This window comes from Winogradskyella ursingii (genome assembly GCF_013403975.1).
In the GTDB taxonomy this organism is placed as follows: Bacteria; Bacteroidota; Bacteroidia; order Flavobacteriales; family Flavobacteriaceae; genus Winogradskyella; species Winogradskyella ursingii.
Genome location: NZ_JABFDH010000002.1, coordinates 571,543 through 594,478 on the forward strand (window position 1 = coordinate 571,543; position 22,936 = coordinate 594,478).

General features: G+C 35.9%; 23 protein-coding genes. 13 read left to right on the forward strand and 10 right to left on the reverse strand.

The features are described 5' to 3' along the window. Nucleotides 1-28 precede the first annotated feature (28 nt). Both HM983_RS06285 and HM983_RS06290 read left to right on the forward strand, forming a co-directional pair. Nucleotides 29-529 (forward strand): GNAT family N-acetyltransferase, encoded by a 501-nt coding sequence (locus HM983_RS06285; protein ID WP_179344537.1) that lies wholly within the window; start codon nucleotides 29-31, stop codon nucleotides 527-529. Continuing rightward, nucleotides 526-1,860, forward strand: coding sequence for an MATE family efflux transporter (locus HM983_RS06290; protein WP_179344538.1), 1,335 nt, complete (start codon nucleotides 526-528; stop codon nucleotides 1,858-1,860). Before HM983_RS06285 ends, HM983_RS06290 begins: the two co-directional genes overlap by 4 nt. A 138-nt stretch (nucleotides 1,861-1,998) precedes the next feature. Here the strand turns inward: HM983_RS06290 and HM983_RS06295 are convergent, their stop codons facing one another. Next, nucleotides 1,999-2,628 carry a 2OG-Fe(II) oxygenase gene (locus HM983_RS06295; protein WP_179344539.1) on the reverse strand — a complete coding sequence of 210 codons (630 nt, stop codon included), beginning with the start codon at nucleotides 2,626-2,628 and terminating at the stop codon, nucleotides 1,999-2,001. Nucleotides 2,629-2,750: 122 nt separating this feature from the next. Between HM983_RS06295 and HM983_RS06300 the strand changes: the two genes are divergently transcribed. Both HM983_RS06300 and HM983_RS06305 read left to right on the forward strand, forming a co-directional pair. Next, entirely contained in the window at nucleotides 2,751-3,203 is a 453-nt protein-coding gene (locus HM983_RS06300; protein WP_179344540.1) for a 6-pyruvoyl trahydropterin synthase family protein, read from the forward strand. Between the two features lie 10 nt (nucleotides 3,204-3,213). Beyond that, nucleotides 3,214-3,993 carry a UDP-2,3-diacylglucosamine diphosphatase gene (locus HM983_RS06305; protein ID WP_179344769.1) on the forward strand — a complete coding sequence of 260 codons (780 nt, stop codon included), beginning with the start codon at nucleotides 3,214-3,216 and terminating at the stop codon, nucleotides 3,991-3,993. Here the strand turns inward: HM983_RS06305 and HM983_RS06310 are convergent. The 3 genes from HM983_RS06310 to HM983_RS06320 all read right to left on the reverse strand — a co-directional run bounded on the left by HM983_RS06310 (nucleotide 3,990) and on the right by HM983_RS06320 (nucleotide 7,696). Further along, nucleotides 3,990-5,261 (reverse strand): MFS transporter, encoded by a 1,272-nt coding sequence (locus HM983_RS06310; protein WP_179344541.1) that lies wholly within the window; start codon nucleotides 5,259-5,261, stop codon nucleotides 3,990-3,992. The genes HM983_RS06305 and HM983_RS06310 overlap by 4 nt on opposite strands. Beyond that, entirely contained in the window at nucleotides 5,262-6,953 is a 1,692-nt protein-coding gene (recJ, locus tag HM983_RS06315) for a single-stranded-DNA-specific exonuclease RecJ (protein WP_179344542.1), read from the reverse strand. It lies immediately after the preceding gene. A 314-nt stretch (nucleotides 6,954-7,267) separates the two neighbouring features. Then, complete coding sequence (locus tag HM983_RS06320) at nucleotides 7,268-7,696, reverse strand: OsmC family protein (RefSeq protein ID WP_179344543.1); 429 nt, start codon at nucleotides 7,694-7,696, stop codon at nucleotides 7,268-7,270. Nucleotides 7,697-7,762: 66 nt separating this feature from the next. Between HM983_RS06320 and HM983_RS06325 the strand changes: the two genes are divergently transcribed. After that, a complete protein-coding gene (locus HM983_RS06325; protein ID WP_179344544.1) occupies nucleotides 7,763-8,365 on the forward strand; it encodes a carboxymuconolactone decarboxylase family protein in 603 nt (200 codons plus the stop codon). 134 nt (nucleotides 8,366-8,499) lie between these two features. Here HM983_RS06325 and HM983_RS06330 read toward each other — a convergent pair whose 3' ends face one another. The 5 genes from HM983_RS06330 to HM983_RS06350 all read right to left on the reverse strand — a co-directional run bounded on the left by HM983_RS06330 (nucleotide 8,500) and on the right by HM983_RS06350 (nucleotide 12,353). Further along, on the reverse strand, nucleotides 8,500-9,075 hold the full coding sequence (locus tag HM983_RS06330; RefSeq protein ID WP_179344545.1) for a uracil-DNA glycosylase family protein: 576 nt from the start codon (nucleotides 9,073-9,075) through the stop codon (nucleotides 8,500-8,502). Between the two features lie 5 nt (nucleotides 9,076-9,080). Continuing rightward, nucleotides 9,081-10,442, reverse strand: a complete 1,362-nt coding sequence (locus tag HM983_RS06335; RefSeq protein ID WP_179344546.1) for a dihydrolipoyl dehydrogenase family protein — start codon at nucleotides 10,440-10,442, stop codon at nucleotides 9,081-9,083. Between the two features lie 75 nt (nucleotides 10,443-10,517). Next, nucleotides 10,518-11,189: a 16S rRNA (cytidine(1402)-2'-O)-methyltransferase gene (rsmI, locus tag HM983_RS06340; protein ID WP_179344547.1), complete on the reverse strand. Its 672-nt coding sequence runs from the start codon at nucleotides 11,187-11,189 to the stop codon at nucleotides 10,518-10,520. Nucleotides 11,190-11,225: 36 nt separating this feature from the next. Next, on the reverse strand, nucleotides 11,226-11,582 hold the full coding sequence (locus HM983_RS06345; protein WP_179344548.1) for a DoxX family protein: 357 nt from the start codon (nucleotides 11,580-11,582) through the stop codon (nucleotides 11,226-11,228). Between the two features lie 3 nt (nucleotides 11,583-11,585). Beyond that, on the reverse strand, nucleotides 11,586-12,353 hold the full coding sequence (locus tag HM983_RS06350; protein ID WP_179344549.1) for a hypothetical protein: 768 nt from the start codon (nucleotides 12,351-12,353) through the stop codon (nucleotides 11,586-11,588). Nucleotides 12,354-12,612: 259 nt separating this feature from the next. On the opposite strand from HM983_RS06350, the gene HM983_RS06355 reads away from it, so the two are divergent. The 8 genes from HM983_RS06355 to HM983_RS06390 all read left to right on the forward strand — a co-directional run bounded on the left by HM983_RS06355 (nucleotide 12,613) and on the right by HM983_RS06390 (nucleotide 21,885). Then, on the forward strand, nucleotides 12,613-13,260 hold the full coding sequence (locus tag HM983_RS06355; RefSeq protein WP_179344550.1) for a thymidine kinase: 648 nt from the start codon (nucleotides 12,613-12,615) through the stop codon (nucleotides 13,258-13,260). Then, on the forward strand, nucleotides 13,253-14,359 hold the full coding sequence (alr, locus tag HM983_RS06360) for an alanine racemase (RefSeq protein ID WP_179344551.1): 1,107 nt from the start codon (nucleotides 13,253-13,255) through the stop codon (nucleotides 14,357-14,359). Before HM983_RS06355 ends, alr begins: the two co-directional genes overlap by 8 nt. 83 nt (nucleotides 14,360-14,442) lie before the next feature. Then, the gene (gene mscL, locus HM983_RS06365; protein ID WP_179344552.1) at nucleotides 14,443-14,847 is read left to right on the forward strand and encodes a large-conductance mechanosensitive channel protein MscL; all 405 of its coding nucleotides are present in this window, start codon (nucleotides 14,443-14,445) and stop codon (nucleotides 14,845-14,847) included. 187 nt (nucleotides 14,848-15,034) lie between these two features. Next, nucleotides 15,035-16,024, forward strand: a complete 990-nt coding sequence (locus HM983_RS06370; protein ID WP_179344553.1) for an aspartate-semialdehyde dehydrogenase — start codon at nucleotides 15,035-15,037, stop codon at nucleotides 16,022-16,024. 93 nt (nucleotides 16,025-16,117) lie between these two features. Beyond that, the gene (locus tag HM983_RS06375) at nucleotides 16,118-18,283 is read left to right on the forward strand and encodes a prolyl oligopeptidase family serine peptidase (protein ID WP_179344554.1); all 2,166 of its coding nucleotides are present in this window, start codon (nucleotides 16,118-16,120) and stop codon (nucleotides 18,281-18,283) included. Nucleotides 18,284-18,353: 70 nt separating this feature from the next. After that, nucleotides 18,354-19,265 carry an ABC transporter ATP-binding protein gene (locus HM983_RS06380; protein WP_179344555.1) on the forward strand — a complete coding sequence of 304 codons (912 nt, stop codon included), beginning with the start codon at nucleotides 18,354-18,356 and terminating at the stop codon, nucleotides 19,263-19,265. A gap of 454 nt (nucleotides 19,266-19,719) precedes the next feature. Further along, nucleotides 19,720-20,250 (forward strand): tetratricopeptide repeat protein, encoded by a 531-nt coding sequence (locus HM983_RS06385; RefSeq protein ID WP_179344556.1) that lies wholly within the window; start codon nucleotides 19,720-19,722, stop codon nucleotides 20,248-20,250. A gap of 225 nt (nucleotides 20,251-20,475) precedes the next feature. Beyond that, complete coding sequence (locus tag HM983_RS06390; protein ID WP_179344557.1) at nucleotides 20,476-21,885, forward strand: RtcB family protein; 1,410 nt, start codon at nucleotides 20,476-20,478, stop codon at nucleotides 21,883-21,885. 57 nt (nucleotides 21,886-21,942) lie between these two features. Here the strand turns inward: HM983_RS06390 and HM983_RS06395 are convergent, their stop codons facing one another. After that, complete coding sequence (locus HM983_RS06395) at nucleotides 21,943-22,761, reverse strand: T9SS type A sorting domain-containing protein (RefSeq protein WP_179344558.1); 819 nt, start codon at nucleotides 22,759-22,761, stop codon at nucleotides 21,943-21,945. Nucleotides 22,762-22,936 lie beyond the last annotated feature (175 nt).

The following is a 22,936-nucleotide window of genomic DNA, read 5'->3' on the forward strand; positions in this document are numbered from 1 at the left end:
TTTGTCGCCACAAAAGTACGCATTATAAATGATTCGGAAAGCAGAAGAAAAAGATATTGAGCCAATTTTGGATATGACAAAAGCTTGTGCTAAAACAATGATTTCCAAAAGAATATTTCAATGGAACGAGCATTATCCTAGCGAAGTCGCTTTTAGAAATGACTTACAGAGAAATGAACTTTATGTATTGGAAATAGACGGTAGAGTTTGTGGCTCCATTGTAATTTCAACCTTTATGGATGAAGAATATATCCCAATAGGATGGCTTACTAAAAACGTTAATAATATCTATATCCATAGATTAGCAATTCATCCAAAATATCAAGGAAAAGGATATGCACAGCAACTTATGGATTTTTCTGAAAATTTTGCAATAGAAAACAACTATACATCAATTAGATTAGATACTTTTTCACAGAATAAAAGAAACCAAAAGTTTTACGAACTTCGTGGCTACAAAAAGTTGGGTGATATTTACTTTCCGAAGCAAAGTGAATTCCCATTTCATTGTTACGAATTGGTATTTTGAGCACAAACATTACACTAAAGCAAATTAATAGACTTGCAATTCCAGCACTTATTTCTGGGGTCTCTGAGCCAATTCTCTCATTGACTGATGCTGCCATTATTGGCAATATGGAAAAAAACGCGACAGTTTCTCTAGCTGCTGTGGGTATTGTCGCAACTTTTTTGTCCATGTTAATTTGGGTTTTGGGACAGACGCGCAGTGCTATTTCATCTATCGTGTCACAGTATTTGGGAGCCAATCAGTTAGAAAAGATAAAAAATCTGCCTGCCCAAGCTATTTTATTAATTACCGCATTGAGCCTAGTAATCATTGGTACAACATTTCCGTTTGCCGAATCCATTTTTAGACTTTATAATGCATCTGGAGAAATTCTCGATTACAGTGTAATTTATTACAGAATTCGTGTATTTGGTTTTCCTTTCACCTTATTCACTATTGCCATTTTTGGCACCTTTAGAGGGTTGCAAAACACCTATTATCCAATGTTAATAGCTATTGTCGGTACCACATCAAACATTATTTTAGATTTTATTTTGGTATACGGAATTGAAGGCTGGATACCTGCTATGAATATTAAAGGTGCCGCGTATGCCAGTGTTATCGCACAAGTCTTAATGGCTCTGTTTTCAGCCTTTTACTTATTGAAAAAAACGGATGTACCTTTAATGGCCAAACTACCTTTTAACCCAGAAATAAAACGGTTCTCATTAATGATTCTTAACCTTTTTGTGAGAACTATTGCCCTGAATTTAGCACTGTATTTTGCCACAAGTTTCGCTACAAAATATGGCGAAAATTACATTGCAGCTTATACCATCGCCATTAACCTTTGGTTTCTTGGTGCCTTTTTAATAGACGGTTATGCCAGTGCAGGTAACATTTTGTCGGGCAAATTATTAGGCGCCAAAGCTTATAATACCCTTATCGATTTAAGCAATAAACTCATAAAATACGGTATTGCCATAGGTATTGTTATTGCCATTATCGGCGCTGCTCTCTATTACCCTATTGGTAACATTTTTAGCAATGACAATGAAGTACTCAACGAATTTTATAATGTGTTTTGGATTGTACTCGCCATGCAGCCTTTATGTGCTTTAGCCTTTATTTTTGATGGGGTTTTTAAAGGTTTAGGAAAAATGAAATACTTGAGGAATGTACTCTTATTTTCAACTTTAATCATCTTTATTCCTGTGATTTTCTGGACAGATTATCTCGACTTAAAACTTTACGGCATTTTTATAGCATTTACACTATGGATTATTGCACGTGGCTTACCGCTAATTATAAAATTCCGTAAAACCTTCAAAACACTTGCGCAAAACACTTAAATTTGGTCGATTTATCTACATTAAGTTAAAACTATGGATATTCTTGGCTTTTTAGGTGGTAATGGATTGTTCTTAATTTTAGGAATTGTTCTTGTCGTCGTTTATTTCTATAACCGAAACAAAAGACGTTAAAATCCGCTAATGGGTTTTTAACCAACCTGTAATACTTAGGCGTTGAGTGTTTACAGGCTTAACTTCATGCTCAATAATTTGGCTCTCAAAAATCACCACTTTACCTGGAAATGGATAAATAAACTTATCCTCTTTATCTAAATACAAAACGAGTTCACCACCATTTTCTGCCTGCCAATTTTCGCTGTTCAAATAACAGACGAAAGATAATTTACGTCGATCATCATTTTGAAAAGTGTCTAAATGGCGCTTATAAAATGTGCCTTTTGGATAAATGGCGTAGTGAAATTCCTTATGACCAATACCCATAAAACAAGTTCGATTTAAATAATCTTTTAAATCATTGATTTTTTTAAAAAATAATTGTTCCGCAGCATTACCAATTTGTTCATCAATCCAAAAAATGAGATCACCACGTACGGCTTGCTTTATAACTTCATTCGTCTTATTGCCAATTGCAGATTTTCTGAATGCATCCTCTTCAAAACGTATCATTAAAGATTCTCTCAACTTCACCACTTCATCTGAAGTAAAAAAATCATCGATGATACAAAACTTTTGCGCACCAATGTCTGTGATGATTTTTTCATATAATTCGTTTTTAACAAACGGAATAGCTTCAAAAAGATGACTCATATCAAGTTTATATAAATTTACTTATACTATTTTAGCTACGCCTAAAAAAAGCGGGCAAATGTAATGTAAAAACCAATTACTTCTACATTTATAATATCTTTGTAACTTAAATAAAATTTAGCGTGAGCAACATTCGTATTACAAAACAGTTTTCTTTTGAAACAGGACATGCACTTTATGGTTATGACGGCAAGTGCAAAAACGTTCATGGTCACAGTTACCGCTTAGATGTTACAGTAATCGGCCGACCGATTGAGGACAATACCAATGTAAAATTTGGAATGGTTATAGATTTTAGTGATCTTAAAAAAATAATAAAGGAAGAAATTGTAGATGTGTTTGACCACGCTACAGTTTTTAATAAGAATACACCTCATGTAGAGCTGGCAAAAGAGCTGGAAAATAGAGGCCATAACGTATTGCTTGTAGATTATCAACCAACGAGTGAGATGATGGTCGTTGATTTTGCACAAAAAATAAAACAACGATTGCCAAAAAATATACAATTGCATTCATTAAAACTGCAGGAAACAGCCACTAGTTTTGCAGAGTGGTTTGCTTCAGATAATGATTAAATCCAGCCACATAACAATTCCCGCAGGAAAAAAAATATATTTTGCCTCAGACAACCATCTTGGCGCGCCAACAACTGAAGCATCAAGACCGCGTGAAAAAAAATTTGTCGCGTGGCTAGATGAAATTAAACATGATGCTGCCGCTATTTTTCTTTTGGGTGATTTATTCGACTTTTGGTTTGAATATAAGACTGTTATTCCTAAGGGTTTTACAAGAACTCTAGGCAAGCTCGCCGAAATCAGCGATTCTGGTATCCCAATTCATTACTTTGTGGGCAACCACGATTTATGGATGAATGGATATTTTGAAGAAGAACTCGGTATCCCTGTACACCACAAACCAAAAGAATTTATTTTTTCTTTAGATGTGGAGGCTCCTAAATTAAAAAACAAAACCTTCTTTATTGGTCATGGTGACGGTTTAGGACCTGGTGACAAAGGCTACAAACGGATGAAAAAGGTGTTTTTAAGTCCATTTTTTAAATGGGTGTTTCGATGGGGACATCCTGACATTGGTATGCGTATAGCACAATATTTTTCAGTTAAAAACAAAATGATTTCTGGTGACGACGACGCAACTTTTTTAGGCGAAGAAAATGAATGGTTGGCTATTTACTGTAAAAAGAAATTAGAAGAAAAACATCGAGATTTTTTCATCTTTGGACACAGACATTTACCGCTCGAAATTCAATTGAATGATACTTCTAAATATGTTAATCTTGGAGATTGGATTCAATATTATACTTATGGGGTTTATGATGGGGAGCATTTTAAATTAAAGACGTTTTAAAACTCTTCCATAGAATGTCTTTCGATATCTTCCCTTAAATCGAGCTGACTTAGCGGTTTATTTTTTACACCAATTATTGCAACTACAATTAGTGTCACAGAGCCACCGAGTATGACTGCTAAGGGCGCTCCAAAAAGTTTTGCAGCTATACCACTTTCTAGTGCGCCAAGTTCGTTGGAAGACCCGACAAACATAGAGTTAACTGCACCAACACGACCTCTCATAGCATCTGGCGTTTTAAGTTGAAGAATGGTTTGGCGGACTACCATTGAAATCCCATCGAACACACCAGAAAAGAAAAGTGCCAAAACACTCAACCACAATAATTTTGAAGCTCCGAAAATGATCATACATACACCAAATCCAAATACCGAAACCAATAATTTCTTTCCTGTATTTTTTGTTATTGGAATGTAAGTTGTAGCCAGCATTGTTATAATACTACCTGAGGATAGTGCGGCATTTAAAAGTCCAAATCCTTTAGGTCCTGCATCTAAAACATCTTTTGCAAATACGGCAAAAATGGCAACGGCACCTCCGAATAAAACGGCAATCATATCTAAGGTAAGCGCTCCTAAAATAACCTTATCGTTAAACACAAATCTAATTCCTGCTTTTAAACTCTCCTTTACAGACTCTTTAGAACCTTTGTTTAAAACAGGCTTTTTGGTGATTCTGAACACCAAAATCAAAGCCAGTAATACCAAAAAGAATATTATGCCGAGTGTAAAATGCACTCCAATCCAAGCAATCAAGAAGCCACCACATAAAGCACCAAAAACATTAGCTCCTTTCCATGTGCTACTACTCCAGGTTGCTGCATTTGGATAGGCTTTTTTGGGAACAATAAGTGCTATGAGTGAGAAAATAGTCGGCCCAAAAAACGCTCTTAAAACTCCACCAAAAAACACCAATGCATATATACCGAACAAAACGATGTTGGTCTCTAAAGTCGCTTCTACATACTCTGAAGTTAACCAAAACAAGCCAAAACTTATTAGAGAAAATAACGCAATGCAAAGTGTAAATAAATTTCGTTTTTCCTTTTTATCTACAATATGACCCGCGAATGGTGCCAATAAAAATGCAGGCAAAAATTCACAAAGACCAATAATCCCAAGTGACAATGGATCTTCGGTTAAAGAATACACTTGCCATTCTATAACTACAAACTGCATGGACCACCCAAAAACCAATGCAAAACGCACCAATAAAAATATGTTGAATTCTTTATAGCGTAATGCCTGGTATGGGTCGTTTTTTTTCATTTATTCTTTTATATCCTTCAATTTTAACTGCAAACTTGTATTGCCATTCCAATGGTTTTCATCAATAGAATAGGCTAGACTGAATGGTTTTGTGTTTTTAATTATATCAATTTTGGCCCCTAATCCAAAACCAATACATATAATCTTGTCATTGAACGATTGCGTAGCTGTAAATCGTAAATGCTTATCATCTTCACCAACACATTTTCCCCAACCTGTATCTTTAATATTTTGTGACATAAACACTGGCGACATGTTTCCCGGACCAAATGGCGCAAATTGTTTAATGATACGCATCAGTTTATCGTTGATTTCTCCAAGTTCGATTTTTAAATCCACTTTCAATTCAGGTGTTAAAAGCTTTGGGTCAATAGTTGATTTGACGACACTTTCAAACTTGTTTTTAAAAGCTTCATAATTTTCAGGTAACAAAGTTAGTCCTGCCGCGTATTTATGGCCACCAAATTGGTCGATGTGTTCGCTACAAGCTTCCAATGCATTATAGACATCAAAACCAGAAACTGAGCGGGCAGATGCTGCCAACTTATCACCACTTTTGGTAAACACCAAAGTTGGTCTGTAATAAGTTTCAATAAGTCGAGATGCAACTATACCAATAACTCCTTTGTGCCAATCCTCGTTGTAAACTACAGTTGTAAAACCTTTCTGTTCTTTATTTTCGTCGATTTGTTTTAAGGCTTCTTCAGTAATTCGTTTGTCTGTTTCACGACGTTCAGTGTTATAGTTATCGATTTCCACAGCGTATTGAGCTGCCAAGTTAAAATCTGTTTCGGTTAACAATGTGACAGCGTGGTTGCCATGTTTCATCCTTCCGGCTGCATTTATACGTGGTGCAATGATAAAAACTACATCAGTAATGGTCAATTCATCTTTTTTAGCCTCAGCAATTATAGCTTTCATTCCGGGTCTTGGGTAAGTATTTATTACCTGTAATCCAATAGACGCCAGTGCTCTATTTTCACCTACTATAGGCACAATATCCGCACCAATTGCCGTGGCCACCAAATCAAGATATTCCACCAAATCTTCAACCGTTTGACCGTTTTTAGAAGCCAATGCCGTAATAAGTTTAAAACCAACACCACAACCACAAAGCTCCTTAAATGGATAGTCACAATCTTCTCTTTTCGGGTCTAAAACCGCCACAGCATCTGGTATTTGATTACCAGGTCTGTGGTGGTCACAAATAATAAAATCGACCCCTTTTTCTTTAGCATATGCAACTTTATCAATAGCTTTTACACCACAATCTAAGGCGATAATCAACGAAAAATCATTGTCGTCCGCAAAGTCAATTCCTTTATAAGAAACACCATAACCTTCGTCGTAGCGATCAGGAATGTACGTTGCAACACGTTCTGTTCTAGTTTTTAAATATGAGGACATTAAAGCTACAGAAGTTGTGCCGTCTACATCATAATCGCCATACACCAAAATATTTTCATTGTGCTCGAGTGCTTTTTCGATTCTAGCAACAGCCTTATCCATATCTTTCATTAAAAATGGATCATGTAAATCGTCGAAACTAGGTCTAAAAAAAGTTTTCGCGGCTTCAAATGAATCGATACCTCGCTGTAATAAAAGTGTCGCAACGATATCATCAACTTGAAGCGCGTTCTTTAATTCTTCAATTTTTGAAATTTCAGGTTTTGGCTTTAGTGTCCAGCGCATAGATTCTTTGGTTACGATTTGCTCAGGGCTTTATATTTTTACTGAATAACATATTATAAAGGCTTGTTTTCAATCTTATTTTCTAGCCACGAAATATTATCCAAATATAAAAATACTCTGTGCTCACAAGGATGGTTTTCATAAACTTTGAGCCTTGCATTCAAATCGTTGAATGTGTTATTTACGTCATACAGATAATTAACCTGAAGCCGTCAAATAAATTTCGCTTTTAAGCATATTAATTATGAGTGTCACAAAAAAAGCCTTCCACATGGTAGAACTACATAATTTAGAAATTCTAAGATTTTATTTAATTATTTTTCTGTTGGGTGATAAAATATCTGTGTTTCAACTTTTGCAAATCGTCTAAACATTTCCATAACACCACAATATTTCTCTACTGAAAGAATTACAGCACGTTCACATTTCTTTTTATTTAAATCTGAACCATAAAAATGGTAATTTACCTCAACAGAATGATAATATCTTGGGTGCTCATCTGTTAATTCTCCAGAAACTTCGATTTTGAAATCGTCAATTATCTCTTTCATTTTGTCTAAAGTTGAAATGACATCGAGCGCAGAACAACCCGCCAAAGATGAGAGCATCATAGCTTTTGGTGACAATCCGAAACGCTCTGTTTGGCCAACGATGTTGGTATCCATTATTACTGATTTTCCACTTGGGTTGTCGGACTCAAAAGTTAATCCACCTTTCCAATGGGTTGTGATTTTATCTGGCATATTCTTTTAGTTTAAATTCCATAAATCCTATCTTGTACATTCAAAAATACCACTAAAAAAATAACTATGGCACTTGTAACTCCTTTGTCTGCAGAACACGATTTGGAAACCAAAAAACTGGCTGAATTCTTTAACGAAACTCTTGGATTTTGTCCTAATTCGGTATTGACCATGCAACGCAGACCTGCAATTTCTAAAGCGTTCATTAATTTGAATAAAGCTGTAATGGCGAATGAAGGTCGCGTAACCTCAGCCTTAAAACGTATGATTGCCTGGGTAAGTAGTAACGCAACAGGTTGCCGCTATTGCCAAGCCCACGCCATTAGAGCTGCGGAACGTTATGGTGCCGAACAAGAGCAATTGGATAATATCTGGGAATACCGAACGCATTCAGCCTTTTCTGATGCTGAGCGTGCTGCTTTAGACTTTAGTTTAGCAGCAAGCCAAGTACCAAACGCTGTTAATGCGGAAATTAAAAAACGACTTTACGAGCATTGGGATGAAGGAGAAATTGTTGAAATGCTGGGTGTGATTTCACTCTTTGGATACTTAAACCGCTGGAATGATTCTATGGGAACTGATATTGAAGAAGGTGCTGTTGAAAGTGGCAACCAATATTTGGGCAAACATGGTTTTGAAGTTGGGAAGCATGATGGGTCTTTGTATTAGTCTTCAGTCTTAGTCGCAGTTTTAAGCTTGTCATTCCTGCGCAGGCAGGAATCTCATTCTTAGTTTGTAAGATTCTTTTTTTACCACTAATTCACGGATAAAATTTATTTTTCACTGACCAAAACTTAAATGACTTAATCGCCCAATAACTTTTTAACTTTTTTCCGCAACTCAGGCACAACCAATTCCTCAAACCAAGGATTCTTTGCTTTCCAAAAACGATTAGTAGGTGATGGATGCGGAATTGGAAAATATTCTGGTAAGTATTCCTCGTAGCTTGAAACCGTTTCCGTTAACGTTCGCTTCATTTTATCTTTTAAATAATACTTCTGCGCATAGGCACCTATTAAAAGCGTCAACTTTACATTTTGCAATTTTTCTAATATCTGATTATGCCATAATGGTGCACACTCTGGTCGTGGTGGTAAGTCTCCTGTTTTTGCTTTGCCAGGATAACAGAAGCCAATAGGAAGTATCGCAAAATTTTCGGGGTTGTAAAACTGGGTATCATTAACACCTAACCATTCCCGTAATTGTCTACCACTTGGGTCGTTCCAAGCTTTTGAAGATTGATGCGCCAGTCTGCCTGGTGCCTGACTTAACAATATGATTTTTGAATTTTTATGAGCACTTACAATTGGGTTTGGCCCTAATGGCAAATGTGCCTTGCAGATGTCACACTGACTTATTGTACGAAGTAAATCATCCATAAAACCTATTCTTCATCCTTAAGCATACTTTTTAAGTCATTCGCAAAAGATGGATATGTGAAAATCTGTTTTTTAAATTCGCCAACGGTCATATTATTATTCATTGCGAGTGCAAAAATATTAATGGTTTCATTGGCTTGAGGACTGAGTAAATGTGCACCAACAATTTCCTGAGTACGTTCGTTGACTAAAATTTTATACGCATACGCTTGTGTGTTTTCTTTTTCAGCATTATACCAATCTGAAGCGTCTTCACTATAGATTCTAACATTTTTATATCTTTTTTTTGCCTCTTCCTCAGTATATCCGACCATTGCTAATTGTGGCTGTGTAAAAACCACTGAGGGTACTAGAGGGTTTTGAAATTCCTTTGAATTTTCTTTCAAAATATTGTTTCCGGCAACATAACCTTGTAATCCCGACAATGGCGTTAACGGTAGAGATTTACTCGAAACATCACCAACAGCATAAATCTTTTTGTTACTTACACTTTGCATAAAATTATTAACCAATACACCAGAGTCATCGGCATCGATATTGGCTTTTTCTAAATCTAGTTGTTCAATCGCTGGAATTCTACCTGCAGAGTTGATAACTATTCTCGCTTTTTTAGTTTTTGTTTTTCCCTTTCTGTTATAAGTAACGCGCAGATTCTTTTTCAATTTTTTAACTGAAGTTGTTTCTGCATTTAAGACGAATTTTACACCTCGGGATTTAAGTTCATTGGTTAATTTTTGCACTAAAAACGCGTCAAAAGGCGCTAAAATCTTATCACTCATTTCTATCATTGTACATTTGCAACCCATGGTCGAAAGCATATAACAGAATTCCATACCAACATATCCAGAACCCAAGAAAATGGCTGACTTTGGGATTTTTTTCAACTTTAATATGTCGTCACTCGTTTTAAGATAGTCTGAACCATCAATTTTTAATTCTCTAGGAATAAGGCCAGTAGCAATAACAAATTTGTCTGCCGACACTTTTTTTCCTTCCACCATAATTTCATCATTATTAGTAAATTTTGGCGACTGATGGTACAGATCAATTCCTAAATCTGATAAATCTTTTTCTGTATCTAATGGTACTGGTTTAGTAAAAGTGGATTTAAATTTTTGAACCGATTTCCATTTTATTTTTGGTGGCTCCACAACGCCCAGACCTTGAAGTTGTTTGGATTGTTGAGCCAAATCTGAAAATTGAAGTAGAATTCTTTTGGGGTCGCAACCTCGCAAAGAGCAAGTGCCGCCAAATTTTCTCAAATCTGCGATGGCAACAGATAATCCGTTCTTAGCTGAAATTTCTGCTGCGGTTTGGCCAGCTATGCCACTTCCTATTACAAATACATCGTAGTGTTTGGTTTTCATAATCTCGATTTACGGTTGAAAAATACAGTATTTAAAGTGTGTGCGATAGTTCAAAGCATCAAAAGACTATCGCATTCACTTTTTACCCGCTACGCAAATTACAATTTCGCCTTTAGGAGGTTTTTCCTTGTAATGATCCAGTACTTGTTTTGCGGTACCACGAATGGTTTCTTCATAAAGTTTGGTCAATTCCCTAGAAACTGAAAGTTGTCGATCTTCACCAAAATATTCGCAGAAATGTCCTAAAGTCTTATTAAGTTTATGCGGACTTTCGTAAAAAATAATAGTCCTGGTTTCTTCGGCTAAAGATAAAAGTCGTGTTTGGCGCCCTTTCTTCACAGGAAGAAAACCTTCAAAAACAAATTTATCGTTCGGCAATCCACTATTTACCAAGGCTGGTACGAAAGCTGTTGCTCCTGGCAGACAATCTACTTCGATACCGTTTTCAACACAAGCTCTAACCAATAAAAAACCCGGATCTGAAATGGCAGGTGTACCAGCATCGCTAATTATAGCAATAGAAAATCCCGACTTTAATTTTTCTATCAGTCCATCCACTGTTTTGTGCTCATTATGCATATGATGACTTTGCATTTGAGTAGAAATTTCGAAATGTTTCAAGAGTTTGCCAGAAGTTCTGGTGTCTTCGGCCAGAATTAAATCCACTTCGTTTAAAACCTCAACAGCTCTAAACGTCATATCCTTTAAATTGCCTATTGGTGTTGGTACGAGGTAGAGTTTACTCATATTAATTTCCCTATAAATCGGGAATCTTTTTTAAATTTAATCCCTAAGATATTTACCCAAAATATATGATGGAAAAATAACAATCAGTCCAACAAACGAAAATCCAAAAATACCATGGCCAGCAGTTTGATGTGCAATCGTAGCCAAAACCAAATTGAAAAAAAAGCCAGCGTAAGCCCATTCTGTAAGCCACTTACTTTTTCTGGAAAGTATGGCTGCAATCCCCAAAATTTTCAATATTGCTAGAGGAATAACGATATAGCTCGGATAATTAAAGTTTTCAAAAAAACCTTTTACCATTTCCGTTTTAGTGAAATACATAAAAGCAGAATATAGAAATATGCCGCATAAAATAAGAGTGCATACACAATAAACCATTTGTTTGGTTCGCATCTGCTAGTTGAATTTGTTTTCTACAATTTCAATAAATCGCTCTTCATATTCTTCTTTGCCCTCCCAGTTATTGTAATCCGGTTTCACCATTTCCTCAATCAGTTTTTTGGCTTGAGCCGAAGAATTTGCAGTGTTTAATTGCGAAATAACACGGTCGTAGTCTTCGTTTTTTCCATCAAACAAATGCTTTATAAATGCAAGTTTATCGTTGAGTCCAATTTGTAACCCTTTACTTTTCAACTTGTCATTCAGTGATTTTTTAGCCAACTCAGCCTCACGTTTTCTCGCATCTCCAATTGGCTCAAACTCTGGTATTTTCCCAAAATCTGCTGGTATATTTTCGAACTTTACGGACTGTGGTGGTTCCATACCTTTGTTTTCTGTAACGTTAACATCAGCCTCTTTTAAAAATGCATCAACAGCATGAGTTTCTTCGGGCATTTGCGCGACCATATCTTTTATTTTCTCCATTACTGGTTCCATGATGTCATCATCTTCAACCTCGTCCAAATTGATATAAACTTTGTCTTCAACTTCAATTGTATCACTTATTTTGTTGTTGAATGCCGTATCTAACATGTCAAAAAATGAAGAGTCGTTACCAATGGTTGGCATATCATCCTCAAAATTTTCTTGTGCGAATTTTAGAACGGTCAATTTTTCATACAGTTTTGAAACTTCTTCGTGCATTCTGTCCACATCTTCCTTTCCTTTCAGTTTTAGAATCCTGTGTGCAATGCTAACCAATTCTGATTCTAATTTCTTTTTCATCTGTTTTTGAATTTTTATTTTTAATAAAATGAAGAGAATAAAAATTTCTTCATCTTACTCTCGTATACTCTATTTTTTGTTTTAAGAGTTTATGAATCTATGATTTCAAGAATTCGCATAAAAAATTAAATCATCATTTAAAATTTGATAATGTAATTTGTTTATGTTCATTTCATCCTTTTTGCTTTTGTTTTTTAATAAATTTGCGCCACCTTTATACAAACGAAAAAAAGCACCTATTTAGTGCTAAAATTACGAAATGTTTCTCGAAAATACGGTAAATCATAAAGAACAATTTGGATGGATTGAAGTGATTTGCGGATCGATGTTCTCCGGTAAAACCGAAGAATTAATCCGTAGGTTAAAGCGCGCAAAGTTCGCGCGCCAAAAAGTGGAAATCTTTAAACCTGCTGTAGATACGCGTTATGATGACGAGATGGTAATTTCTCATGATGCCAACGAAATTAGATCTACGCCAGTACCTGCTGCTGCAAATATTCCAATTTTAGCAGATGGATGCGATGTAGTAGGAATTGACGAAGCTCAATTTTTTGATGATGAAATAGTCCGTGTGTGCAATGATTTAGCGAATAAAGGGGTTAGAGTTATTGTTGCTGGATTGGATATGGATTTTAAAGGTAATCCCTTTGGTCCAATGCCTTATCTTATGGCAACCGCTGAATATGTGACTAAAGTCCACGCTATTTGTACTAAAACAGGAAACTTGGCGCAGTATAGTTTTAGAAAATCGGCAAGTGATGATTTGGTTTTGCTTGGTGAAGTCGAAGAATACGAACCATTGAGCAGAGCTGCCTATTATAAAAGTATGCTCCGCGAAAAAGTGAGACAGATCAAGGTCAAAGATGCCGAAGAAATTTCTTCTAAAGAAAAACAATCTGATGTCTAAGGCGCAAGAAACCGTTCTGGAAATAGATTTAGGTGCACTGACACATAACTTCAACTATTTAAAATCGAAACTAAAGCGCGAAACTAAATTTTTGGCAGTCGTAAAGGCTTTTGCCTATGGTAGTGACTCGGTCTCTGTTGCAAAACACCTTCAGGATTTAGACGTAGATTACTTTGCCGTAGCCTACACTAACGAAGGAGTTGTGCTGAGAGATGCCGGTATTACGAAACCAATTTTGGTGCTTCATCCTTTACCATCGAGTTTCGAGACTATTATTGAGAGATGTTTAGAGCCAAGTTTGTACAATTCAAAAGTTTTAAATGAATTTATTGAAGTTGCATCAGCAAAACAGCAGCGTAATTATCCCGTTCATATCAAATTTAATACAGGATTGAATCGGCTTGGATTTTGGCAAACTGATGTGGATTATGTGGTTTCAAAATTGAAAGCTACCAGTTCCGTCGTTGCAAAATCTGTGTTTTCGCATTTAGCTGCAAGTGAGGATTTGGAAGAAAAAGATTTCACTTTAAATCAAATTGAAACATTCAAAAACATAGCCTCAAATTTCGAAAAACAAATAGGTTATAAACCTTGGCTACATATATGCAATACTTCAGGAGTTGTAAATTTTTCTAATGCTCATTTTGATATGATACGTTGCGGTATAGGACTATATGGCTTTGGCAATTCAGCAAAAGAAGACGAAAACTTAAAACCCATTGCGAGTTTAAAATCTGTAATTTCTCAAATCCATAAAATTGAACCCAATGAATCCGTTGGGTACAATAGAGCCTATAAATCCCATGGCTACCAAAAAACGGCTACAATACCAATTGGTCATGCAGATGGTATTTCTCGAATATATGGAAATGAAAAAGGCTTTGTCTTTGTAAATGATAAAAAAGCACCAATAATAGGCAATGTTTGTATGGACATGATTATGGTAAATATCACGGATATTGATTGCAAAGAAGGAGATGAGGTAATTGTATTTGACTCTAATAAAAAAGCAGCAAATTTGGCTGAATCTGCCCAAACTATTTCTTATGAGATTATCACTTCAATCTCTCAACGAGTAAAGCGCCTGATTATAAAATAACTACTCTCAAATTAAATTTGTGACTTTTTTAACTATTTTAGTGTCTAACTAACATAATCATTAACTATTTAAAACACTAAACTATGTTAAAAGAATTTAAAGAATTTGCAATGAAAGGTAACCTTGTGGACATTGCAGTAGGTTTTGTAATGGGTGCCGCATTTAAAGAGGTGGTGTCATCGTTTACAGGAGGCATTGTATCACCATTAATAGGTTTAATATTTGATGCGGATTTCAAGGAGTTGAGGTATAAGCTTGATGAAGGCGAACTAAACGATGCGGGCGAAATAATCGGAGAAGTTTGGTTAGAATATGGTACATTCTTAACCAATGTTATTGATTTTATAATCGTTGCATTTGTAATGTTTATGGTGGTAAAAGCAGTGAACAATATGAAGAGAAAAGAAGAGCCAGCTCCAGAAAAGCCATCAGGACCAACTGAAATTGAACTGTTACAGGAAATAAGAGACGAATTAAAGAAAAATTAATTTTAAGCGGTCACCGCTACACTATAATTATTTAACCAAACCCAGGCGTAAAGTCTGGGTTTTTCTTTTCATGATCAATTGAGATTTTTTACAATTTTCGGATCTAATTTTTAGCATATTTTTATAGCTGTTTCAACTATTTTCACTGATAATTATTTTAATTTTGTCAACTAAATTTTTTTGAAAGATGAAAATTGCAATAGTTGGCGCAACAGGATTAGTTGGTAGCGTAATGCTTAACATTTTGGAAGAACGTAACTTCCCTTTGGATGAATTGCTTTTAGTAGCTTCGGAACGTTCCGTTGGTAAAAAGATTAAATTTAAAGGAAAAGACCACGAGGTTATCAGTATTCCCGATGCCATTAGCAAACGTCCCGACATTGCTTTATTTTCGGCTGGTGGCAGTACCTCTTCAGAGTGGGCCCCAAAATTTGCAGAAGTTGGTACGACCGTTATTGATAATTCTTCAGCATGGAGAATGGACCTATCAAAAAAATTGGTGGTTCCAGAAATCAATGCCAATCAACTTACAAAGGAAGATAAGATTATTGCTAATCCTAACTGCTCTACAATACAGATGGTTATGGCCTTGGCGCCGCTTCACAAAAAATACAAAATCAAACGTATTGTTGTTTCAACATATCAATCTGTATCGGGCACTGGAGTTAAAGCTGTTGAACAATTGGAAAACGAAATTTTAGGCAAAAAAGGTGAGATGGCCTATCCTTATCCTATTCACAAAAACGCCATTCCGCATTGTGATGTTTTTGAAGAAAACGGTTATACAAAAGAAGAAATGAAACTTGTCCGAGAAACGCAAAAGATATTAGACGACAGGACAATTGCCGTAACCGCAACTGCAGTTAGGATCCCAACAGCTGGCGGACATAGTGAAGCCGTAAACGTAGAGTTTGAAAACGATTTTGATATAAATGAAGTCCGAAAACTATTAAGCGAAACCGACGGTGTTACCGTTCAGGATAATTTGGATGTGAACACGTATCCAATGCCAATGTATGCCAATGGTAAAGACGATGTGTTTGTGGGCAGAATAAGACGTGATGGTTCTCAACCAAATTCATTGAACATGTGGATCGTAAGCGATAACCTTAGAAAAGGGGCTGCTACCAATACAATACAGATTGCAGAATACCTTATAAAACACGATTTAGCTTAAAGCTATTATCAGGTTTCATTTAAGATTTTTTTAAGGTTGTTAAAGTGTTTTTTGAGTACATTTAGATTCAAACTCATAATAATTATTCCAACCATGAAAAAAATTCTAATAGGTGCATTGGCACTTACTGTTTTTATCGCTTGTAAAACCGACAAAAAAGAAGTGGCACAAATTAAAGTAGATTACCCAGAAACAAAGACCGTAGACACCATAACCAATTATTTTGGCACCGAGGTTAAAGATCCTTACCGCTGGCTAGAAGACGACCGAAGTGAAGAAACTATGGAGTGGGTAAAATCTCAAAATGAGGTTACTGGCAATTACCTGGACAATATTCCTTACCGCGAAGAACTCAAAGAGCGATTATCGACACTATGGAATTACGAAAAAATTGGTGCTCCGTTCATTGAAGGCGATTACACCTATTTTTATAAGAATGACGGACTCCAAAACCAATATGTCATTTATAGATATAAAACTGGCGAAGACCCAAAGACAGCAGAGGTGTTTTTAGACCCAAATACCTTTAAGGAAGATGGAACTATTTCCTTAGGCGGATTGAGTTTTTCAAAAGACGGAAACACATTAGCTTATGCCATTTCAGAAGGAGGAAGCGATTGGAGAAAAATCCTGATCATGAATGCCGAAACCAAAGAAATTGTCGAAGATACCATCATTGATGTAAAATTCAGCGGCATGTCATGGTACAAAAACGAAGGCTTTTACTACTCAAGTTATGACAAACCTGAAGGAAGTGAACTTTCAGCCAAAACAGACCAGCATAAACTATATTATCACAAATTAGGAACACCGCAAAATGAAGATGAATTAATTTATGGAGGTGAGCCTTCAGAAAAACATAGATATATAGGAGGAAGCGTTACAGAAGATGACAGATACTTACTAATATCAGCGAGTGTTTCAACTTATGGTAACAAACTTTTTCTTAAAGATTTAACCAAACCCGATGGTAAATTAGTAACTATTTTAGACAACAACGACACCAATACTTATGTCATCGAAAACGAGGGTAGTAAACTATTTCTAGTGACTAATCTAGATGCACCTAACCAAAAGATTGTCACGGTTGATGCATCCAATCCAACACCAGAAAATTGGGTGGATTTTATACCAGAGACTGAAAATGTTCTAAGTCCATCAACAGGAGGTGGTTATTTCTTTGCAGAATATATGGTTGATGCAGTTTCAAAAGTGAAGCAATATGATTACAATGGTAAATTAGTACGTGACGTAGAGTTACCAGGCGTTGGTAGCGCAGGTGGTTTTGGAGCCAAAAAAGAAGACGATGTATTATATTATTCTTTTACTAATTACACTACACCAGGTAGTATTTATAAATACGATATTGAAAACGGAACTTCAGAGTTGTTTCGTAAACCAAAGATAGATTTCAATCCAGAAAACTATGAGAGCAAACAGGTGTTTTATTCATCTAAAGACGGGACTAAAATACCGATGATTATCAACCATAAAAAAGGTTTAGAACTCGACGGCAAGAATCCAACAATTCTTTATGGTTATGGAGGATTCAATATCAGTTTAACGCCTAGTTTTAGCATCACTAATGCCGTTTGGATGGAACAAGGTGGAATCTACGCAGTTCCCAATTTAAGAGGAGGTGGCGAATATGGAAAAGCATGGCACGATGCAGGTACAAAAATGAACAAGCAAAATGTATTTGATGATTTTATTGCAGCAGCAGAGTACCTTATCGAAAACAAATATACGTCTAGTGATTATTTGGCAGTACGTGGAGGCTCAAATGGAGGACTGTTAGTTGGAGCAACGATGACACAGCGTCCAGATTTAATGAAAGTAGCATTGCCAGCCGTTGGAGTATTAGATATGTTACGCTACCACACGTTTACCGCAGGTGCTGGTTGGGCGTACGATTATGGTACTGCAGATGACGATGAGAAAATGTTTAACTACCTAAAAGGTTATTCTCCTGTGCATAATGTTAAAGAAGGTACAGAATATCCTGCAACTTTAGTTACAACTGGAGACCACGATGATCGTGTTGTGCCTGCACATAGTTTTAAATTTGCAGCGGAATTACAGAGCAAGCAAACTGGTGACAATCCAACCTTAATCCGAATTGAAACCGATGCTGGCCATGGTGCAGGAACACCCGTAAGCAAAACTATTGAGCAGTATGCCGATATTTTTGGATTTACACTTTACAATATGGGATTTGAGGTATTACCGAGCAAAACCAATCAAAAAGTAAAAGGTTAATTCTTATTAAAAAATAATCAAAGCCCACTCACACAAAATGAGTGGGCTTTTTTTACGCTATTTTTGAACTATGCTTCAAATAAAAAATGTCTCTTTCGGATATACTAAAACCAAAATTTTAAAGTCGATTGACTTCAAAGTTGAAATAGGAAAAAATCTCGCTGTTATCGGGGAAAGTGGCTCAGGAAAAAGCACTTTACTCAAACTCATTTACGGAGAATTTGATTTGAATGAAGGCCAAATTTTTTGGAAGGAAAAAGAGATTCTCGGACCCAAATTTAATCTCGTAATCGGTTACGATTTTGTGAAATATGTTGCCCAGGAATTCGATTTGATGCCTTTTACAACGGTTGAAGAAAATATTGGTGAGTTCCTGTCTAATTTCTATCCTAAAAAGAAACAAAATCGCACCAAAGAACTCATAAAAATCGTCGAACTAGAAGATTTTACTAAAACGAAAGTAAAAAACCTTAGTGGTGGGCAAAAACAACGTGTAGCATTAGCGAGAGCTTTAGCAAAAGAGCCTGAGATTATATTATTGGATGAGCCATTTAGCCATATAGACAACTTCAAAAAACAATCGCTACGACGTAACATATTTAACTATTTAAAAGAAAATAACATCACTTGTATTGTCGCCACACACGACAAAAATGATGTGCTCGGTTTTTCAGATGAAATTATTGTGCTGCATGATAAAAAAATTATAGCCAATGAAACACCTGAAAATTTATATAGAGTTCCAAAGTTGCCTTTAATTGCTTCGTTCTTTGGTGAATTTAATGTTATCGAGCCATATGGAATTGTATATGCACACCAACTTACAATAGTTGAAGATTCAGACTTAAAAGCCGTAGTAAAGCAATCTTATTTTAATGGAAATTTTTGGTTGATTGAAGCAAATTATAATTCAGAATCTATTTTTATTCAGCATAAATTTGAATTAGAAAAAGGATTTGAAATTCATTTCAAAATTCAATAAAATTACATAATTTCAAAAAATACTTGCTTTTTTAAAAAAAAGTTAATACTTCGTATTAAGGGCTCGATTTTTCAGAAATTGAAAAAATAAATTTTGAAAAGTCAAAAATTAATCTAAATATTTGCACTGATTCCAATCAAAAAGGAAGTCGAATTAAATCTAAAAATTATGAGTTTATTTATAACATATCAAAACGATCCAAAAGGAATTCTACCTTTTGTGATGCTTCGTGATTGTCATTAGATAAACTTTTCAAATTTATAAATGAAAGATCCGAAGCAAGTAAAACTGTTTCGGGTTTTTTGTTTTCAGTCGTTAGCAAGTCTGCTAAACATTTCCAAAACAGTTAAAATAAAAGATCAACGTCATGCTGAACTCGATTCAGCATCTCATTGAATCAAAAAATTAAAAGTAATTTAAAAAGACCCTGAAACTAGTTCGGGGAAAGAAAACAATGGACACGAATTTGTTAAACAATTACGTACTTAAAGCTATAGATGCTTATCCATACGATTTAGAGGAAACTGTAGAAAATCTAAACTACGCCTTGTCTTACGAAGCTAATAATGCTTATGCTTTGTATTTAATGGGCCGTTTGCAAGCCGAGCAATTTGGCGATTTCGTAAAAGCAAAACAATATTTCGCTGAAGCTTTGGCAAACAAGATGGATTTTCAAAAAGTGTATTCAAAATACATTTTGGTGCTCATCTGGAACGAGGATTACGAAGAAACCCAAAAGCTAATCGACTTTGCTTTTACTGTAAAAGGATTAGACAAAGGTTTGGTTCACACATTGCAAGGACAACTTTTTGAGAATCTTCAAAAGTTTAAAAAGGCTTTAAAAGCACATAAAAAAGCAAAATTGTTTGGGTGTAACAGTGATTTTATCTGCTATGTGGATTCAGAAATTTCAAGAATCAAAAACAAGATAAAATCAAAGAAAAAGGCATCCAAACGTAAAAAAAAGAAGAAAAATAAAAAATAAATTTCACTACGCAAAAGCATTGCGCAATAGCGTAAAATATTTGTAGTGTAATTAAAAAGAAGTCTTTGGAATCAGACTTTTTTAAGTAGCGCTCTGCCAGACGCTGGAGCTGGTAGGGCTTAATGAAAAAATAACCGTCATTGCGAACATAGTGAAGCAATCTCCTTATCTTAGAAACAGATTACTTGGGTCGCGCTTCCCTCGCAATGACAAATAATAAAATACATGGAAACAAACAACAAAATAACAGGACACGATCTCATCAATTTAGGTTATAGACAAGGCAAATGGATGAAAGAAGCCATTGCCCATATCAATGAAAATAAATTAGAAGGAGAAGCAATGCACAGCTATTTGGAACAATTTAAATTGCCAGAGCCAATTTCTTTGCACGATAAGCCATTGGATTTTTCAATTAACATAAAAGCAGAAGACGAATTGGAAGAAGATAATGTCAACAAGGTTATCAATTCCATGCAAACGTTGATGAAAACACCAACTTTAGTAGATGGTGCTATTATGCCAGATGCTTGTCCTGCTGGGCCAGACGGAACTATTCCGGTTGGTGGAGTTGCAGTGGCTAAAAACGCCATTCATCCAGGCATGCACAGTGCAGATATTTGTTGCTCTGTAATGTTGACAGATTTCGGAAAAGCTGATCCAAAAGATATTTTGGATGCAGCACATGCCAACACACATTTTGGTCCAGGCGGACGAGATAGAAATTCTCAGTTCAGATTTCCAAAGGAATTGCTTGATGCTTTTGAGACGAATTACTTTTTGAATGATGGCAACATGATTCAAGCCGCGAGAGCACATTTGGGAACGCAAGGCGACGGTAATCATTTCTTGTTTGTTGGTAAGTCCAAAAAAACAGGAAATACAATGATGGTCACGCATCATGGGTCAAGAGGTCCAGGTGCGAGATTATACAACAAAGGGATGAAAATCGCTGAGCGTTTCAGAAAGGAATTATCACCAGAAACCAAAAAGGAAAATGCATGGATTCCTTTTGAAACCGATGAAGGACAAGCCTATTGGGAAGCCTTGCAAACCATAAGAGATTGGACAAAAGCCAATCACGAAGTGTTGCACAACTCAGTAGCTGAAACTTTGGAAATTGATATCGAAAACCGCTACTGGAACGAGCATAACTTCGTGTTTAAAGATGGTGATTTATTTTACCATGCGAAAGGTGCAACACCATTGGATGCGAAGTTTATGCCAGATATTACAGGCCCACGGTTGATTCCTTTGAATATGAGCGAGCCTGTTTTGATTGTTGAAGGTGCTACCACAAAAACCAATTTAGGTTTTGCGCCACATGGTGCGGGTAGAAACGTTAGCCGAACGCAACATAGAAAAAGCAAAACAGGCACCACGATGCAAATCTTTAAGGAAGAAACGCGTGGGTTGGACGTTAGGTTTTTCTCAAAGGAAATTGACATTACCGAGTTGCCAAGTGCTTATAAAAATGCACAAGCCGTAAGACAACAAATGGACGAATTCGGTTTGGGCACTGTCATTGACGAAGTGATGCCTTATGGTTGTATTATGGCTGGCGATTGGCAGAAAAATGCACCTTGGCGAAAGAAAAGGGATAAGCGTCGGAACTCTAAAAGGAAAAAAAAGTAAATAGAAAAGCGTGCTTTTGTTGCACGCTTTTCTTAAATATATAATTGTGTAAACTTATTAGTTTAAAACAAATTTAAATGATTTGGTTTGTCCTTGTGCAGTAGTTTTACCCAAATAAATTCCCGTAGACAAATTTGAAACCGATAAAGATGCACTATTTGAGTTTAATTTCACCTCTTTAACCTCTTTACCAGTTAAGTCGTAAATTTTTATGCCTTCCATCATTGCTGAAGAATTCAGATTGAGATTTTTAGAAGTGTCAACGAAGTAACTAAAATCATTGAATAAAAAGTCATCTACCCCTAAGGTTTGTTGACCCGTTAATATAGGCTCACCTGCGACGGAATTATAAGCATAATCTTTTATTACTAGAGACGTTCTATCCACCGCTAAATCCACACGTGCCCAACCATAATGTGAAGCACCCCCAATATCAATCACCAGACCTAAATAACCATCAGTAACACCACCGCACCAAGCACTAGAGTAAGCACAAGCCGTGCCATAGTAAAGTGTGCCACCAGTCCCAATTAAGTTGTTGTTTGAATCAACGGTAACATCTGCCGCAAGATTAGAGGGATACGCAAAAGTAGCGGTAAATCCGACAAAACCATTAGGCCCAGCAACTGCGGTACCTGCAGAATTTAGTGGCGATAAAAATGCCCCATAGGCATTATTAGATATTTGAAAATCCGCCACACTATTTGCATCAATGTCTAAGTTAACAAATTCTGTTCCACCTGGTGTCAAAGTCACATCAGCGATATCAGTATAAACAATTTGCCCAGCAGCATCGGTCATGCCCATAACAGCCGCCGAGAGCGCTCCGTATTTTAAAAGTTTTCTAGATAAGTCTCCTTGTGTAGTTTTTTTCATATTATTGAATTTTAAATTGGTTAAACACTATTTTGAGATTTTTTAAGATAATTTTAGCCTGAAAATAAAAACTAAATCTCTTAAAAACAAGTATTTACACGTGAAAAGTAAAAAAAACCTTAAAAAACCGTCTTTTACATTAGATAATTTTCCCTTAAGCAGCTCCTTAGGACTG

What these genes read in the sequence shown, in the direction of transcription:
- HM983_RS06285 (WP_179344537.1), top strand. Translation starts at nt 29, where the DNA reads ATGATTCGGAAAGCAGAAGAAAAAGATATTGAGCCAATTTTGGATATG.
- HM983_RS06295 (WP_179344539.1), bottom strand. Translation starts at nt 2,628, where the DNA reads ATGAGTCATCTTTTTGAAGCTATTCCGTTTGTTAAAAACGAATTATAT.
- HM983_RS06310 (WP_179344541.1), bottom strand. Translation starts at nt 5,261, where the DNA reads ATGAAAAAAAACGACCCATACCAGGCATTACGCTATAAAGAATTCAAC.
- recJ (WP_179344542.1), bottom strand. Translation starts at nt 6,953, where the DNA reads ATGCGCTGGACACTAAAGCCAAAACCTGAAATTTCAAAAATTGAAGAA.
- HM983_RS06320 (WP_179344543.1), bottom strand. Translation starts at nt 7,696, where the DNA reads ATGCCAGATAAAATCACAACCCATTGGAAAGGTGGATTAACTTTTGAG.
- HM983_RS06325 (WP_179344544.1), top strand. Translation starts at nt 7,763, where the DNA reads ATGGCACTTGTAACTCCTTTGTCTGCAGAACACGATTTGGAAACCAAA.
- HM983_RS06330 (WP_179344545.1), bottom strand. Translation starts at nt 9,075, where the DNA reads ATGGATGATTTACTTCGTACAATAAGTCAGTGTGACATCTGCAAGGCA.
- HM983_RS06335 (WP_179344546.1), bottom strand. Translation starts at nt 10,442, where the DNA reads ATGAAAACCAAACACTACGATGTATTTGTAATAGGAAGTGGCATAGCT.
- rsmI (WP_179344547.1), bottom strand. Translation starts at nt 11,189, where the DNA reads ATGAGTAAACTCTACCTCGTACCAACACCAATAGGCAATTTAAAGGAT.
- HM983_RS06345 (WP_179344548.1), bottom strand. Translation starts at nt 11,582, where the DNA reads ATGCGAACCAAACAAATGGTTTATTGTGTATGCACTCTTATTTTATGC.
- HM983_RS06350 (WP_179344549.1), bottom strand. Translation starts at nt 12,353, where the DNA reads ATGAAAAAGAAATTAGAATCAGAATTGGTTAGCATTGCACACAGGATT.
- HM983_RS06355 (WP_179344550.1), top strand. Translation starts at nt 12,613, where the DNA reads ATGTTTCTCGAAAATACGGTAAATCATAAAGAACAATTTGGATGGATT.
- alr (WP_179344551.1), top strand. Translation starts at nt 13,253, where the DNA reads ATGTCTAAGGCGCAAGAAACCGTTCTGGAAATAGATTTAGGTGCACTG.
- mscL (WP_179344552.1), top strand. Translation starts at nt 14,443, where the DNA reads ATGTTAAAAGAATTTAAAGAATTTGCAATGAAAGGTAACCTTGTGGAC.
- HM983_RS06370 (WP_179344553.1), top strand. Translation starts at nt 15,035, where the DNA reads ATGAAAATTGCAATAGTTGGCGCAACAGGATTAGTTGGTAGCGTAATG.
- HM983_RS06375 (WP_179344554.1), top strand. Translation starts at nt 16,118, where the DNA reads ATGAAAAAAATTCTAATAGGTGCATTGGCACTTACTGTTTTTATCGCT.
- HM983_RS06380 (WP_179344555.1), top strand. Translation starts at nt 18,354, where the DNA reads ATGCTTCAAATAAAAAATGTCTCTTTCGGATATACTAAAACCAAAATT.
- HM983_RS06385 (WP_179344556.1), top strand. Translation starts at nt 19,720, where the DNA reads ATGGACACGAATTTGTTAAACAATTACGTACTTAAAGCTATAGATGCT.
- HM983_RS06390 (WP_179344557.1), top strand. Translation starts at nt 20,476, where the DNA reads ATGGAAACAAACAACAAAATAACAGGACACGATCTCATCAATTTAGGT.
- HM983_RS06395 (WP_179344558.1), bottom strand. Translation starts at nt 22,761, where the DNA reads ATGAAAAAAACTACACAAGGAGACTTATCTAGAAAACTTTTAAAATAC.